The 14,955-nt window shown below is 71.1% G+C and carries 16 protein-coding genes; 9 read left to right on the forward strand and 7 right to left on the reverse strand.

The features are described from left to right. The first annotated feature begins 2 nt into the window (after positions 1–2). The 3 genes from ASE86_RS12315 to ASE86_RS12325 are packed head-to-tail and all read left to right on the forward strand — an operon-like array spanning position 3 to position 2,060. On the forward strand, positions 3–842 hold the full coding sequence (locus ASE86_RS12315; RefSeq protein WP_056427351.1) for a hypothetical protein: 840 nt from the start codon (positions 3–5) through the stop codon (positions 840–842). Continuing rightward, positions 839–1,108, forward strand: coding sequence for a PqqD family protein (locus ASE86_RS12320; RefSeq protein WP_056427354.1), 270 nt, complete (start codon positions 839–841; stop codon positions 1,106–1,108). The genes ASE86_RS12315 and ASE86_RS12320 overlap by 4 nt, the downstream gene beginning before the upstream one ends. A 34-nt stretch (positions 1,109–1,142) precedes the next feature. Then, positions 1,143–2,060, forward strand: a complete 918-nt coding sequence (locus tag ASE86_RS12325) for a hypothetical protein (protein WP_056427357.1) — start codon at positions 1,143–1,145, stop codon at positions 2,058–2,060. Positions 2,061–2,069: 9 nt separating this feature from the next. Here the strand turns inward: ASE86_RS12325 and ASE86_RS12330 are convergent, their stop codons facing one another. Both ASE86_RS12330 and ASE86_RS12335 read right to left on the reverse strand, forming a co-directional pair. Next, positions 2,070–3,140 carry a methyltransferase domain-containing protein gene (locus ASE86_RS12330; protein WP_056427360.1) on the reverse strand — a complete coding sequence of 357 codons (1,071 nt, stop codon included), beginning with the start codon at positions 3,138–3,140 and terminating at the stop codon, positions 2,070–2,072. A gap of 13 nt (positions 3,141–3,153) precedes the next feature. Then, positions 3,154–4,968, reverse strand: a complete 1,815-nt coding sequence (locus tag ASE86_RS12335) for a hypothetical protein (protein ID WP_056427363.1) — start codon at positions 4,966–4,968, stop codon at positions 3,154–3,156. Between the two features lie 168 nt (positions 4,969–5,136). On the opposite strand from ASE86_RS12335, the gene ASE86_RS16065 reads away from it, so the two are divergent. Next, the gene (locus ASE86_RS16065; protein WP_235524096.1) at positions 5,137–6,099 is read left to right on the forward strand and encodes a hypothetical protein; all 963 of its coding nucleotides are present in this window, start codon (positions 5,137–5,139) and stop codon (positions 6,097–6,099) included. Here ASE86_RS16065 and ASE86_RS12345 read toward each other — a convergent pair. Beyond that, on the reverse strand, positions 6,063–6,785 hold the full coding sequence (locus ASE86_RS12345; protein WP_056427369.1) for a class I SAM-dependent methyltransferase: 723 nt from the start codon (positions 6,783–6,785) through the stop codon (positions 6,063–6,065). The two genes, ASE86_RS16065 and ASE86_RS12345, sit on opposite strands and share 37 nt — an antisense overlap. Next, entirely contained in the window at positions 6,782–7,276 is a 495-nt protein-coding gene (locus tag ASE86_RS12350) for a hypothetical protein (protein WP_056427372.1), read from the reverse strand. The genes ASE86_RS12345 and ASE86_RS12350 overlap by 4 nt, the downstream gene beginning before the upstream one ends. 131 nt (positions 7,277–7,407) lie before the next feature. On the opposite strand from ASE86_RS12350, the gene ASE86_RS12355 reads away from it, so the two are divergent. Then, entirely contained in the window at positions 7,408–8,598 is a 1,191-nt protein-coding gene (locus tag ASE86_RS12355) for a hypothetical protein (RefSeq protein WP_056427375.1), read from the forward strand. A 13-nt stretch (positions 8,599–8,611) separates the two neighbouring features. Here the strand turns inward: ASE86_RS12355 and ASE86_RS12360 are convergent, their stop codons facing one another. Both ASE86_RS12360 and ASE86_RS12365 read right to left on the reverse strand, forming a co-directional pair. Then, positions 8,612–9,454: a phytanoyl-CoA dioxygenase family protein gene (locus ASE86_RS12360; RefSeq protein WP_056427378.1), complete on the reverse strand. Its 843-nt coding sequence runs from the start codon at positions 9,452–9,454 to the stop codon at positions 8,612–8,614. Between the two features lie 73 nt (positions 9,455–9,527). Next, positions 9,528–9,887: a hypothetical protein gene (locus tag ASE86_RS12365; RefSeq protein WP_056427381.1), complete on the reverse strand. Its 360-nt coding sequence runs from the start codon at positions 9,885–9,887 to the stop codon at positions 9,528–9,530. 67 nt (positions 9,888–9,954) lie between these two features. On the opposite strand from ASE86_RS12365, the gene ASE86_RS12370 reads away from it, so the two are divergent. Further along, positions 9,955–11,004, forward strand: coding sequence for a 50S ribosomal protein L11 methyltransferase (locus ASE86_RS12370; RefSeq protein WP_056427384.1), 1,050 nt, complete (start codon positions 9,955–9,957; stop codon positions 11,002–11,004). A gap of 4 nt (positions 11,005–11,008) precedes the next feature. Here the strand turns inward: ASE86_RS12370 and ASE86_RS12375 are convergent, their stop codons facing one another. Then, positions 11,009–11,986, reverse strand: coding sequence for a phytanoyl-CoA dioxygenase family protein (locus ASE86_RS12375; RefSeq protein ID WP_200911543.1), 978 nt, complete (start codon positions 11,984–11,986; stop codon positions 11,009–11,011). Positions 11,987–12,163: 177 nt separating this feature from the next. On the opposite strand from ASE86_RS12375, the gene ASE86_RS16635 reads away from it, so the two are divergent. From ASE86_RS16635 to ASE86_RS12385, 3 genes are all read left to right on the forward strand, one after another. After that, on the forward strand, positions 12,164–12,298 hold the full coding sequence (locus ASE86_RS16635) for a hypothetical protein (RefSeq protein ID WP_268795324.1): 135 nt from the start codon (positions 12,164–12,166) through the stop codon (positions 12,296–12,298). A 329-nt stretch (positions 12,299–12,627) separates the two neighbouring features. Beyond that, positions 12,628–13,017 carry a 2OG-Fe(II) oxygenase gene (locus tag ASE86_RS16230; protein ID WP_162233337.1) on the forward strand — a complete coding sequence of 130 codons (390 nt, stop codon included), beginning with the start codon at positions 12,628–12,630 and terminating at the stop codon, positions 13,015–13,017. A 99-nt stretch (positions 13,018–13,116) separates the two neighbouring features. Further along, positions 13,117–14,841: an ABC transporter ATP-binding protein gene (locus ASE86_RS12385; protein ID WP_056427391.1), complete on the forward strand. Its 1,725-nt coding sequence runs from the start codon at positions 13,117–13,119 to the stop codon at positions 14,839–14,841. Positions 14,842–14,955 lie beyond the last annotated feature (114 nt).

A 14,955-nucleotide genomic window follows, 5' to 3' on the forward strand; every position in this document is an offset into this window, starting at 1 on the left:
CCATGCGGTCCCGCGGCGTCGCCTATGACCGGATCATCGATGCCGATCGCCCGGTTATCGGGGCCGTGCCATGCGAGACAGCCGATGCCGCCGCGATCCGTATTCGCTGGCATGCGCCGGTCGCCGCGCCGCCGGTCGAACGCCCGGTCTGGACCCGTGCGGCGGATGCGCTGTGGTTCGATCCACCGGGTGTCGCGCGCTATCGCTGCACCGCCGACACGATCGACGTGACGCCGGTCGCCGGCGGTGCATCCGACATGGTCGATGCGCTGCTGGTCGCGACCGCGCTGCCGGCGGTACTGTGGCTGGACGGCGCGGTCGTGCTGCATGCCGCGGCGGTCGTGCCGTCGGGCGCGGCGCGGGCACTGGCGATCGCGGGGCCGTCCGGGCGGGGCAAGTCGCACCTCGCCGCGGCGCTGGTCGCACGCGGGGGCGCGTTCGTCGCCGACGACAGCATCGCGGTGCGGCTGCGGGGGGACGCGGCGGTCTGCGCGGGACTGGCGGGCGGCTATCACCTGGGCGCAGCGGATGCGGACGCCCGCCCGTTCCACCCGATCGGCGTGGACCGCACCCGTCGCGCCGCGGCGCTCGGCACGTTGGTGATCCTCGACGACGTGGCGGGATACGCGCGCCTTACCGGAGTCGCCGCGGTCGCGGCGCTGCTCGCGAACCGCCACCGCGCCAGCGTGCCGCGGCTGTGCGGGATCGAGCCGCGCGTCCTTGCCGACATGGCGCGGCTTGCAAGCGCGGTACGGGTCTATAGATGGTCTGCGGACGAGGCGGATGCGTTGCGCGACGACGCGATCCTGGCACAGTTGATGTCGGATGAGGGGGCACGATGAGCGAGACCATGTGGCAGCGGACCGAGGAATGGGTCGGGACCGAGGTCGAGGACAGCTTCGTCATGATCAACATGGACACCGGCACCTATCTGACGCTCAACCGCACCGCGAGCGTGGTGTGGGACGCGCTGGAGACGCCGCAGACGCAAGACGCGGTCGAGCAGCGGCTGCGCGAGCGGTTCGACGTGTCGGCCGAGGCGTGTCACGCGGCGGTGTCCGCGCTGCTGCGGCAGATGCAGGACCTGAAGCTCGCGACCGCGCAGTGACGCGGCCCTGATCCTGTCGTCGCCGGCGTCCTTGATGGACCTGCCGTATCGCGCGCGCGCCTTTGGCATCGACTGGCGGTCGGACATTCCCCTGCCCGGGTTCGATGACGCGACCGACGTGGCGTCGGACAGGCCCGTCGTCGTGCGTCGCGTTGCCGATTTCGACCCGCCGCCATCCGCACGCCCCGGCGCGCGCGCGGTCAATCGCGGCACCGTGTTCGACACGGGAATCGCGATCGGGTGGGGCGGCGAAGTCGATTTCGTCATGACCGGCGGCGACCGGATCGACTATCGGCCCGGACCCGACTGGACCGGCGCGATCCCGGCGACCTTCTACAGCACGGTCGCCGCGCTGACCGCGGCGTGGCGCGGGCTGTTGCCGCTGCACGCCTGCGCGGTCGAGCTCGACGGGCGCGCGGTGCTGATCGCGGGCGCCGGCGGTGCTGGCAAATCGACGCTGGCCGCCGACCTGCTCGCGGCAGGGGCGCCGTTGATCGCCGACGACCTGGTCGTCGTGCGCGTCGATCCCGCGCGAGTCGGTGCCCGTGACCGGGTGCTGCGCGGGCGCCCGACGATTCGCCTCCACCCCGCTACCGCCGCCGTGCTCGACACGATCGACGCGTGGCCGGTGCCGGAGGATCCGCGGGGCAAATGGCTGGCGCGGCCGCGGGCGCGCAGCACGGCGGATGCGGTCGCGCCGGCGGCGATCCTGATCCTGGGCGACGGGCACGGCGACGGCCCCGCCCCGGCACAGGGCGCGATGTTGCGGCTGTTCCCGCACCTGTTTCGCCCGACGTGGCTGGATGCGCTGCCGATGCGCGCCGACCTGATGCGCGACCTGTTGCGGCTGTCGATGCGCGTGCCGGTAATGGGCTTTCCCGCGCAGGCCGCGACCGACCCCGACAGCCGTCGCGCCCGGGCGCAGGCCGTGATCGCCCGGCTGCGCGGATAAGGTCGCCGGTCAGCCGGCGGCGGCCGCGTCGATGGTCAGGGCATGGCCGTCGTGGCGAACGGTGACGTCGATTCCATCGCCCGCCGTCGTCTTGATGGGCATCGGCAACAGGAACAGCGGCGCGCCCCAGGACACCGCCTGGCCGTCGGCGAAGGGATCGGTCCCGAGCATGTTGCCGCCGCCGAAATCGATCCGCATCCACTGCGCGACCAGATCGACGCTGCCGCCCGTCGACACCAGGCGCACCGTTTCGCGGTCGGGACCGAACGGGGCCGGACTGTCGTACTCCATCCGCAGCAGGGACGCCGGTTCGGAGCGTGGCGCGATCCTGCCGGTGGCATCCAGGATGCTTGCCCCCCGGGGCGGGAGCAGGATGCCGAACGGCGAAAGGTCGAAGCCTTCGATCTCGCCGATCTGCGGCGAGCGCTGCCCGATGAACGCGGCCAGCGCGACGCGGATTTCGGCGCGCGGCGGGACGGACGGCGCACCCGGCTTCAGTAGCCGTGCGCGCGCATCCGCGACCGCCGCGGTCACACCTTCGTTGACCAGCATGTGGCCGAAGATCTCGTGCACCAGCAGGTCGGCCGGTTCGTCCAGGTCGACGCCGATCTCCAGATCGGTCGAGCGTTTCGCCACGACCCGGACGCGGTCGGCATAGCCGTTGCGCGCGACGATCGTGCGTGCCGTCGCGGCGACCGCGGGCACGGCTTCGCAGGTCACGACCCGGGCGCCCGCGCGCGCCGCGATCATCGCCAGCAGCCCCGATCCCGCGCCGATCTCCAGCACGGTCATGCCCGGCCGGACCGCCGCCTCGATCGCCCGGGCATAGGCGCGGTTGCGGACCTCGTCGCGCATCATCGAGTCATGGAAGCGCGCGACGCCGCGGTTGAGCGCGCGGCGGACGGTCTGGTGGACGATCATGTCCGCCGGGGCGGCGGCGACCGCGGCCAGCGCCAGCTCGACCGCATCCTCGGTCCGGCCGCTCAGGTGCAGCGCCGCCGCCGTCATCGCCATCGCGCGCGGCGACCCTGCCAGGTGCGGATAGCGGGTCGCGATCGCAGGCATCGGGGTGTGGGGCATCAGAACCTCGTTTTTAGCGTGCCGGGACCGCGAAATCGACCGGCGCCAGGCCGGCGCGGTGCCGCTCGACCATCGTTCGATAGGCGGTTTCCAGATGGCGCGTGTAGCGGGCGGTGTCGAACAGCGGCGTCGTCAGGCGATGCGCCTGCAACCGCGCGCGGACCTGCGCCAGGCGTGCTGGATCGTGCGCCAGATCGACCGCGCGGCATTCGTATTCCTCGGGCGTCGCCGCGATCAGCTCGGGCAGGTCGAGCGCGGTCAGCAGGCTGGCCGCGACCCGGCTCGGGAATGTCGTGCCGGGTCGCGTCAGCAGCGGCACCCCGCTCCACAGCGCGTCGCAGGCGGTGGTGTGTGCATTGTAGGGCAGCGTGTCGAGCACGAGGTCGGCCAGGGCGTGGCGGCCGAGATGCCGCTCGGGCGACTGGTGGGGAGCGAAGACGAGCCGCGCCGGATCGACGCCGTGCGCGGCGGCCGCCGCCTGCAGGTTGCGCGTCGCTACCGGGTTGGCGGCGATCAGCCACAGCACGCTGCCGGGCGTGCGCGACAGGATCCGCATCCAAGCCGCAAAGCTGTCCGGCAGGATCTTGTGGCTGGTGTTGAAGCAGCAGAAGACGACCCCCGTCTCGGGCAGGCCGCAGTCGGCTCGGGTGACCGTGTCCGATCCGATCGGCCGCGCGCGATCGGTCGGGTAATAGGTGTCGGGCAGCCAGGCCACCGCTTCGTCATAGAACCGCGTCTCGTCCGGCGGGATCACGATCCGGTCGGCGACGATATAGTCCATGTAGGACGCGCCCATCGTTCCCGGGCAGCCCAGGTAGTTGACCTGGACCGGCGCTGCGCGATGGCGGAAGGCGGCGCTGCGTTCGTTGCCGAAGAAGCCGTTGAGGTTGACCAGCACGTCGATCCCGCGATCGGCGATCGCCCCGGCCAGGCGCCGGTCGTCGAGGTCGCCGACCGGCACGACTTCGGCAAAGGACGCCATGATCCGCCGGCGCAGCGCGGTGCCGTCGTCGCGACCGTTGTCGAACGCGATCACCTCGAACGCCTGCCGGTCGTGGGCGTCGAACACGCCGGCCATGCACAGGCCGTTCGCCTGGAGGGCGAGTTCGCCCGACACATAGCCGATGCGGATGCGGGTATCCGACGCGGCGCTGCGGGCGCGCGCCGGTAGCGGATCGAGCGGCGCGGCAGCACTTTTCCGGCGGGCGACCGCGAGCAGGCTGGCGGACGAGGTGGAAACCACCTGCCAGTAGAAGGGATCGACCGGCGCGTGGCCGGCCGCGATGTCGGCGTCGATGGCGGCGAGCAGCGCGTCGAGGCCGGTCCAGTCGCACGCCGCCAGCTGTTCGCGCAGCACCAGCCCCTTCAGCACCGGCCGATCGGGGGCCAGTCGCTGCGCGGTGCGGAACGCCTTGGCGGCCATCTCGGGCAGCGCACACCGGCTGAAGACCCGGCCAAGTGCCACCCACCCGGTCCATCGTTCCGGCTGTACGACGGTGGCGCGGACAGCGTCGGCCATCGCCCTGTCGAGATGCCCGAGGCTTAATCTGGCGTCCGAACGCCCGATGAAACCGCGGGCGTCGCGCGGGGCCTGCGCGATCGCGCGCGTGAACGCGGCGACCGCGCCGTCATGGTCGCGCAGGTTGATGTGGCAGGTGCCGAGCAGGATCAGGCCGTCCACCGGCAGTGCGGCCCCGTCCTCCACCGTCCCGTCCTCCACCGCGTTCAGCACCGCGATGGCGCCGTCGAAGTCGAAGGCGTCGGCCAGCGCGCGCGCGGTCCGTATCGCCGTCGCGACGGTCGCCTCCGGCCCGACTTCATGCGTCATCGCAAGTCCCCACCCGTGCCGTGCCGGGCGTCGCCCCCGGCCCCGTGCCCTGCGGGACTCGGGAAAAACGCCGCGCGGGTCAACGGCTTTCCATCGTCGCGATTGTCGATCATCATGGAGCCGAGAGATATTGAACCCGCGGTCTCGTTCGCGACGCCGCTGCCGTGGATGACCTTTTTGAGCGAAGCGACGATCCGCGCCGCGCTGGCGACGCAGGCGTACCGGTCCGGCGTCGTGCGCCTGGTCGATCCGGACCTGTCGGGCTGCACCCATCTGGTCGCGACCCGCCACGGCCTGTTCGCGACCGACGGCTGCGACCTGCGGCGCGTCGCGCACGGGTTCTTCTACGGCATCACGGTCCGTGACGACGCGATCTACGTGTTCGAGGCGGGCGACTGGCCGCGCAGCCCGACGCGGCGCGGGCGGATCGTGCGCTTCCGGCGGGTGGGCGAGCGCATCGCCGCAGTGGACGTTCTCGCGACCGGCCTCGACAACGGATGCCACCAGATCGACCTGATCGACGACCGGTTGTGCGTCCTCGACACCTATCACCAGCGCGTCCTGCGCTTTGCGGTGGACGGCGGCGTGCCCGAGACGCTGTGTCCGATCGGGCCCGCGCGCGATGGCGACTGGGCGGGCGGCTATGTCCATGTCAATTCGCTGATCGCATACGACGATGCGATCCTGCTGTTGCTGCACAACGGTGCCGATCGCACCGGCCGGGCAAGCGAGATCGCCCGGCTGACGCGCGACTGGCGCCTGGTCGATCGAACCCCGCTCGATGGCCTCGGCTGCCACAACCTCGCCCTGCTCGAAAACGGGGCGGTGCTGACCTGCGGATCGTTTGCGGGCGACCTGGTCGCGACCGACGGGCTGAAGGTGCCGGTGTGCGACATGATGACCCGCGGGCTGTCGGTCGATGCGGGCGGCATCGTCGTCGGGGGATCGGCCTTTGCCGACCGGGCGGTACGCGATACCGCCGGTGGTGCGCTGGTCTTCCTCGACCGTGCCTATCGCCCGCTCGGCCGGATCGCGGTGCCCGGTCCGGTGACCGAAGTGCGGCGCATCGACGGTCAGGACCGTTCGCTGTCGCCCTATCTGGCGGATTTGACGAAGACGAAATCGGCGTAGCTGTCCACCGGCAGCAGCCGGTCGTCGGCGCCGTAGAACGGGCCGGTCTGCGGACGCTTCGCCGGCGACGGCACCGCGTGATAGCCGACAGCAATGGTCGTGTCGCAGAACCGGAAATTGCACCCCCACAGCAGCAGTACGCCGCCGGGGCGCAGGCAGCGGTCGAGCGCGGCGACCGTCTCGGCGAAGCGCGCGAACGGCATCAGCGCGGTGCAGCGTTCGGGCCGTTCGACATCGAGCGCGCCGTGGCGCAGCACCGACAGGCACAGCACCGCGTCATAGTTGTCCGTCCCGGCATCGGGCGACGTGGCGCACAGGAAGCGGATGCGGTCGGCCACCTCGCGGTGCTCGCGCGATCGTGCGGCGCGCCGGGCCTCGGCGATGCACGCCGGATTGGCATCGATCGCATCGATCGCCGCGTGGGGAAAATAGTGCGCGAGCGTGAACGCCTCCTCGCCGGTCGAGCAGCCGAACGACAGCAGTCGCGGGTGCGTGCGGCCCGCGAGCAGCGCCTGGAGCAGCGCGAACAGCTGGGGGTGGCGGTCCATCCCGGTCAGGATCGCGGGCTGGAGCAGCCCGGACCCGGCGCGCAGCTGCCCGCGACCGATCGGCGTCGCCAGCGCGCGCACGAACCGCACCGCCGCGGCCAGCGCGTGCACCCGCTTCAGCCGATCGCGAAGGATCACCGCGGCCGCAGCCAGCTGCGCATCGCCGGGAACTGCGGCCCGTCCTGGTCGGCGCGCGCGGTCATGCCCCAATATTGCAGCATCGGCAGCCCGATATAGGCACCGGTCCCGAACGCCTCGACCAGATACTCGGGCCCACCCTTGTAGTCCGCGTGGAACAGCGTGGTCAGCGGCAGGTCGAGCGCGACCGCGGCGGCATAGGACCAGGCGATCGACGCCATCTCCTCGGCCGGATCGTCACCGACCGCGGGCAAGGTGTCGCGGATCGCGGGGTCGGTGACAGCGAGATGCCCCGCCTCGTGCAGCAGGTCGCCGACCCAACCGGGTTGCACAGGGTCGTACAGCAATGCCCCGTCCGCGACCGTCATCGCCGGCAGGATGGTGTCGGCCGGCACCGTCCGCGCCGCCACGGTCAGGCCGATGCCGCGCAGGAAATCGAGGACGGCGGGCAGTTCGGGCGCATCGCCGAGCGGGTGTGGAGCAGCGGTCATCGCGCCTGACCTTAGCCGCCGGATGGCGCCGGGCAAGCCGGGCCCCCTTGCCAAACCCCGGGGAGTGGGAAAACATCGCGTCCGGGGCAGGTGTCGCGGTCCAAGCGGCCTGGGACGAGGGGGACGATATCATGAAGACCATGGCCTGGACGCTGCTGTTCTGCCTGCCGGGCGCCGCGCACGGCCAGACCGCCGCACCCAATTCCACGCCGAGTGTGCCTGGGCCGGTCGTGCCCGGGCCGGTCGTGCCCGCACCCGGCGCCGACGATCCGGTCGCCCGGGCGATGGCGCAACAGGCGCTGACGCTGGCCGCCGATCCGACCATCGCGAAGGTGACCGTCGTCGGCGGTCCGCTGGGCGCGCCCTTCATCGTCGATACGTCGGGCACGATCGGCAACACCCCGTTCCAGGTCAACGGCAACCAGCCCGGCAACACCGGCTACACCGCGTTCAAATACGGCGCCGATGGCAAGGGCGTGACCAATTACTGGGTCAAGTCGCGCAGCCCGACGCCCAACGGCTTTGCCGCGGTCCAGCTCGGCGACCGCATCGTCGCCGATTACTGGCAGGCGGGCACCGGCGCGCAGTCCGGCCACGTCGGTGCGATCCAGGTGACGGTCGACAATGCCGCGTTCACCGCCGGCGAAGTCGCCGGACGCTGGTCGCTGTCGACCGGCACGGGCGTGCACAATACGCAGGCCGGCCCGCAATATCCCAATCGCTGGGGCTCGATGGAAGCGATCGTCGCCAACAGCTACCAGCAGGTGATGTTTCCCGGCGGCGTGGTCGATGCGACGCCGCAGGCCGGGGGTAATTTCGGCGGATGGGTGGTGATCGGTGCCGGCGCGGCGTCACCGGGCTTCGGCCCGCTCAAGTTCCTGAGTGCGGGGGCCGCCCTGCTCACCAGGCCCGAACCCGGCGCGTTCGAGGTCGATGCCGCCGCCCGCCCCTATTTCACCAGCGGCGACGGGGTGCGCCGGCGCATCGTGTTGGCCGACACCACCGCGCCGACCGTACAGGCGCTGGAATCCGCGGGCACGGGCGCGACCGCGCAGATCGACGGCGTCGGGACATCGGGCGTCGTCACGCTGACGACCGGTGCGGGTACGGCGAGCGGCGGGCTGTTCACCGTGACCTATCCGCAGCCCTATCCGACCGCGAGCTATCCGGTGGTGTCGGCGGCCAACCCAGCGGCGGTCACCCTGGTCCGCGGCGGCTATCTGACCGCGACCGCCGGCGGCTTCACGCTCAGCCTGCCGCCGGGCGGCACGGTCCCGGCGGGCACCAGCTTCGCGATCACCTTCGCCGCACCGGGACGGTGACGCGCGGCAGGGGCTAGTCGACCAAAGTCGCGCGGTGGAAGCGGTGCTGGTCGCGCTTCGACAGCGCGGCATGGACGTCGCGCTGCATCAGCAGCTTTTCATAACGGGTCGCCTCGGGCGGGTGCATCTCGACCCACCATTCGCGCGACAGGACGGTGAAGATCGTCGGGCGTGGCGCGGTTCCGGTGTTGGCGAGACCGCAGTGATAGGTGCGGAAATCCCAGATCAGCGCCGATCCGGGGTCGACGACCGGCGCGACATCGTGTGCGCCGTGTGCCTTCCCTTTCCGGTGGCTGCCGCGCCAGAAGGCGGTACGCCCGCTGACGCCGTCCATCCGCACCAGCGGCATCGAACAGGCCAGCGCAAAGGTCGGCAGCAGGGGTTCCAGGTTCGCCTCGGGAAACAGATGGCCGTCGGCATGGGCGATCTGGTCGGGCGCGCCCGGCACCGCGACCAGCAGGCCGATCGAATCGACCATATAGCCGTCGCCCAGCAGGGCCCTGGCGATCGCGCGATAGGCGCGCGGCAGCATCAGCGCGCGATCGGCCAGCGTGGTGTCGAGCACCATCGGCATACAGTGGCGGCCGGCATAGGGGCCGTAGTTGCGTTCGCGGTCGGGTGTCGCCAGCTCGGGATAGGTCGCGCGGATATGGTCGTGGCAGCGCGCGACGACGGCCGGATCGGCCACGTCGTCGAGCACCACCATCCCGTCGCGCCGGATCGCCGCCACCGCTGCGGCGACTGCGGCATCGAAGCCGTCCGGGTCGGCGAACGACACGCGCGGTTCGGATGCCGGAGGGGCGTCGGCGGGCGTATCGACGATCGACGGCATCGCGGTGGTGTTGCTCTGGGTCATGCGCCTGACAGGATCGCACATCCGCCCCCGATAGCAAACGCCGCCTGTGTCCCGTACGACGACGTTCGCCGCGTCACTTCCGCGGTGGATCACCGGTGATGCGCGTGGACAGATCGGCGAAACAGCGATCGATGTCGCGGTTGACCGCGGTCAGCGCGCGGCGGGTGCGGGCCGCGACGATGCGCGGGCGGGCGGCGTCGTAGCAGCGGGTCCTGGCGGCGCAGGCGTCCGCATCGAGCGCGGCGTCGCCGGTCGATCGGAGTGTCCGGCAGGTGACGACGTCCCCCTGCCCCACCTCCAGCACCGAACGCCAGTCGCGCAGCCGGCTCGCGCGTACGACGACGTCGCCTGAATCCTGTCCGGTCGCAGCGGCCGGCGCTTCGGGCAGCAGCGCGATCATCGCCGCGGTCAGCAGGGCCTGTCGTCGCATCATCCGCGACAGCCTATCGCCCTGTCCGCACGCACGCTAGGACCCGTCCGGTTGGCTGGGGGAGGTACGGGTGAGCGACGATATCCTGACGCGCTATCCCGGGCTCGCCGGGCGCCCGCAGGCGATGGCGCTGCTGTGCCGGGTGCTGGTCGCGCGCGGACAGCACGCCGACGCCTATGCGCTGGGCCGCGCCGCGCTGGCCGCCGCACCCGCCGACACTGCGGTGCGCGATCTGGTGCGCGGCTGCCTGACCAAGGATGTGCCGCAGTTTCACCTGCGGATGCTGCGCGACGGCGCGCGCAACGCCTGTTACGCCGCCGCGATCGCACGTCTCGTCACGCCGGGGATGCGCGTGCTCGACATCGGCACCGGCGCCGGGCTGCTGGCGCTGCTTGCCGCGCGTGCAGGTGCCGAAGTGGTGACGTGCGAGGCCAATCCGGTCATCGCCGCGGCGGCGCGCGAGATCGTCGCGGCCAACGGCCTCGCCGACCGCATCACCGTCGTCGCCAAGCGATCGACCGAGCTGCAGATCGGCGTCGACCTGCCCGCGCGTTGCGATCTGCTGGTGTCCGAGATCTTCGGTGACGACCTGGTCGAGGAAGGTGTCCTGCCCTCGCTGCGCGACGCGCGCGCGCGGCTGCTCGTGCCCGGTGCGCCGGTCGTGCCGCCGCGCGCGGGGCTGCGCTGTGCGCTCGTGATGCACGAGCGGCTCGACCGGCTCGATCGTCCGGGCCTGGACGACGTGCTCGGCTTCGACCTGTCGGCCTTTGCGGTGCTCACCCGGCCCGACCGCCACCTGTCGCCCCGCGCGCAGCCGCATGTCGCGCTGCGGTCGGACCCGGTGTCGGCGCTCGCGATCGATTTCGAAGGCGCGATGGATGTGCCGGCCGAACGTATCGCGCTGACCTCCACCGGCGGGCGTGTCGATGGCATCGCGCACTGGCTGCGGATCGATTTCGGGGACGGCGTCGTCTACGAAAGCCCGCCCTTCGCGCACGCGGACGCGCACTGGCTGATCCCGGTCCACGCGCTCGCCGCGCCGCGCGAGACGGTGGCCGGGGAAGAGGTGCTGGCCGATGTCCGGGTGCTGGGCGACACGCTGATCATCAGCGCCGCCTGATACGCTATAGCCAGGGCCGCTCGTCGGGCCAGCGCATCGGGTACAAGGTGAGATATTGCGCGAGCCGGGGAACGGCGGCGGTGTTCGGGCTGGCGCCGTGCGGCAGTTCCTGGCGCCAGATCACCAGGTCGCCCGCACCGGCGGCGATCGGCACGGCCTGGTCCGACAGGTCGATTCCGCGCGGATCGCGGCCCTCCAGCGTATCGAGCCAGCCTGCCGCCAGGCGGTGGTGGAAACCCGGCACGACGCGCAGCGCGCCCTGGTCGGCGGCGGTATCGGTCAGGTAGAGGATGCCCTGCGTCTCGAACGCCATCGGCGGCGCCAGATTGGCATCCCAGTGCGGGTGCGGACCGGGGAAGTGATAGGTCGCGCTGACCGGCGGATTGAAGCTCATCCGGTCGGTCGAGGCGATCAGGTCGGCATGGCCGTAGAGCTCGGCAAAGGCGCGGTGGATGCGGGGGGCCCGGCGCGGCACGTCCATCGCCGGATGCTGGAAGCGCTGGATCATGATGCCGTTCTCGCGCCGCCGGTACCAGGTCGCGGGATCGTCGGGCACGGCGTCCTGCACGGCCCACAGGTGATCGGCGATCGCCGCCGCCTCGTCCGCGGTGATCGCCTGGCGCAGGACGACGACGCCGTCGCGGTCCCAGGCGGCGAGATCGTCGGCGGAGAAGACGGGATCCTGCGCCATCACCGCGGCCTGGCGGGCGCGTTCCGCACGCGGCGGGTCGGCGCCGTCGTACCAGGCGGTGTAGCGCGCGATCGCCGCATCGTCGCCGTTGCTCGCGGTCGCCTGCGCCCAGTCGGCAAAGGCATCGAACGTCGGCCGGCCGGCCAGCTGCGTCATCACCTGTTCGAGGCCGAGTCCCAGGGTATCGAGCAAGGGCCGCAGCGGTACGGCACGCGCCGGCGGCGCCCCGCCGGTCATGCTCGCCCACAGATCCTTAAACCCGCGTACGGTGCGGACATCCCCTGGCATCATGGCCTTTTTCCTTGCCGCTTCTGTGGATGATCGTCGCCCGGCGGCATCGGGGCAAGGGCGATGCGGTCGATGTGGTCCGAGTTGTGCAGATGCGGGAACTATCGCGTCTGTACAATGATGAAAAAAACACTAAGGTTTCGCCCACATGATCCGATGGGGCAACAGGGGCCTTTTAGCATGACCGAAGCAATGACCACGCAGAAGGAAGTCTGGATCGAGCCGGAAATCCGGACGCTCGACGTTAACGAAACCGCCGGTTTCCCGAACCGTGGTGGCGACGGCGGCCGTTTCGTCGATTGTACGAAGTCGTAAGGACCGTCGCTGCGACGCTGGCATAAGGTGCCGCGTCGTTTCGTCGCGATGACAAAAGGGTGTCCGTGCCGATGAGCGTGGACGCCCTTTTGTCCGCGTCCGATGTGCGACCGGTCTCGGTCGGTGCGCTCGGAACCGATGTGTTCGCGCCGCCCGAAACCTGTGCAGCCACCTTTGCGCGCCATCGTGCAGTGTTGTGCGCCGACCTAATCGATCCGGACTTTCTGGACAGGCTGATCGGTCTTTGCCGGGTTGGCGGTTTCGTTCCCGATCATGTCGACCGGCTCGGTTCGCGCGAGATCGAGTCCCCGTCCCGGGTCGGGGCTATCTTGACGATCGCGCTCGCGCGGCCGCCCATGCTGCGCTGGCTGGAGGCGGTGACCGGATGCGGACCGCTGACCCGTGTCGATGGGCGGGTGATCCAGGCGCGAGCCAACGGGATCGACGCGCTCGACTGGCATGACGATCGCGGCAATGTCGATCGTCGTCTGGCGATCACCATCGACCTGTCCGACACCGGATATGACGGCGGCCTGTTCGAGCTGCGCGAGGTCGCATCGCAGCGCCTGCTGACGACGCATCGCCACGACCGGCCGGGCAGCGCACTGATCTTCGATGTCGCCGACGATATCGAACACCGCGTGCAGCCGGTGACCCGCGGCGGTCCGCGTCGCGTCTATACGGGCTGGTTCCTGGGCGCGATGCGGCCGCTGCCCTGAGCCGGACGATACCGCCGCTCCCGCCTTGCGCGCGCGCGTCGCGGCTTTCATGGTCTGCGTGATGATCGCGCGTTCCCGCCTCCCCCGCCCGCCCGCTGCATGATCCGCGCGATGCGCCCGTTGCTGGTCGAGGGCTGGTCGCTGGTCGCCGACTTCCTGCGGTTCGGCGGCCGCCGGCTCGGCGCGACGGTGCTGCTGATGATCCTCGGCGGGTTCCTGGAAGGGGTCGGCCTGGCGCTGCTCATACCCGTCTTCTCGCTGCTCGCCCCCGACAGCGGCGGGCGATGGCAGCGGTTGATCGTCGAGCAGCTGGCGGCACTCGGGCTCGACACGCGGATGGAGCAGCTGGCGGCGATGCTGGCGGCGTTCTGCCTGCTCGTCGTGGTGCGTGCGGTCGTGCTCGCACGGCGCGACCGGATGATGTCCGACCTGTCGCTCGGCTTCGTCGATCATCGCCGGCTGATGGTCGTCCGCGACCTGGCGCGCGCGCGCTGGTCGGCGCTGGCCCGGCTGCGCCACGCCCGGATCGCACATATCCTGTCGAGCGAGATCGGCCGCCTGTCGATCGCGTGTTCGATCCTGATGCACATGATGGCCGCGACGATCATGCTGGTGACGCAGGCGATCCTGCTGCTCGTGCTGTCGCCGCTGGTGACGGGGCTGATGGTCGTGCTCGCGCTCCTGGGGCTCCTGCTCTTGATCCCGCTGTCGCGGCGCGCGGCGATCACCGGCAAGTCGACCGCGCGCTTCGCCTTTCGCATCGTCGGCGAGGCCGCGCAGTTCATGGGCGGGCTGAAGCTGGCGGTCGCCCATGACATGGCGGACCCGTTCGTGCGCCAGATCGAGGCGGAAAGCGCCGCCTTGCGGGCCGAACAGGACGCGCAGCAGCGGTTCCAGTCGCACGTCGCGATCGCCTCGACCAGCATCGCCTCGCTGCTGGGGGCGGGCGTGATCTTTGCCGCGGTGGGGTTCGGTGTCTCGACCGTCACCCTGCTCGCCGCGCTCGTCGTGCTGGTGCGGATGAGCGGGCCGGTGCGGATGCTGCAGCTGAACGTGCAGCAATTGTTCGGGGTGCTTCCGGCCTTTACCGCGCTGCGCACGCTGCACGACGACCTGGGCGGCGCCGCGCCGCTGCTGACCGGGTCCGCCGCACAGGAAGCGCCGGCAGGCGCGATCCGGTTCGAGAGCGTCGCCTTTCGCTATCCCGGCGCGCCGCAGCCTGTCTTCACCGCGCTCGACCTGGCGATCGCGCCGGGCGAGATGGTCGGGCTGAGCGGGCCGTCGGGGACGGGCAAGACCAGCTTCGTCGACCTGTTGACCGGGCTGCTCGAACCCGATGCGGGCCGGATCACGATCGGCGGCGTGCCGCTCGGGCCGGCGACGCTGGCGCACTGGCGCCGGCGCCTCGCCTATGTCGCGCAGGATTCCTACCTGATCAACGACAGCATCCGCCGCAACCTGACCTGGGGCAGCGAGACGCGGGGCGACGCCGACCTGTGGCGCGCGCTGGAGCGGGCCGGTGCGGCCGCGCTGGTCACGGCGATGCCCGCCGGGCTGGATACGCCGGTCGACGAACGCGGCGCACGCCTGTCGGGGGGCGAGCGCCAGCGGATCGCGTTGGCCCGTGCGATCCTGCGCGACCCCGCGCTGCTGATCCTGGACGAGGCGACCAACGCGATCGATGTCGCGACCGAACAGGCGGTGATCGCCAGCATCCGCCAGGCCCTGCCGCGCGCGACGATCCTGGTCATCGCCCACCGCGACGAAACGCTGGCCGCCTGCGACCGCGTGATCGGCCTGTCGGACGGCCAGCGCGAGGTCTGACGCGGCGGTCGGGCTTGCGCCGGCGACACCATGACCTGCGATGCCGTACCGGATCTGTGACCGTCAGCGCGGCACGATAGCCGATTGCCAACCCAACCCAACCTGTCAGCAACG

This window comes from Sphingomonas sp. Leaf33, from assembly GCF_001421785.1.
GTDB lineage: Bacteria > Pseudomonadota > Alphaproteobacteria > Sphingomonadales > Sphingomonadaceae > Sphingomonas.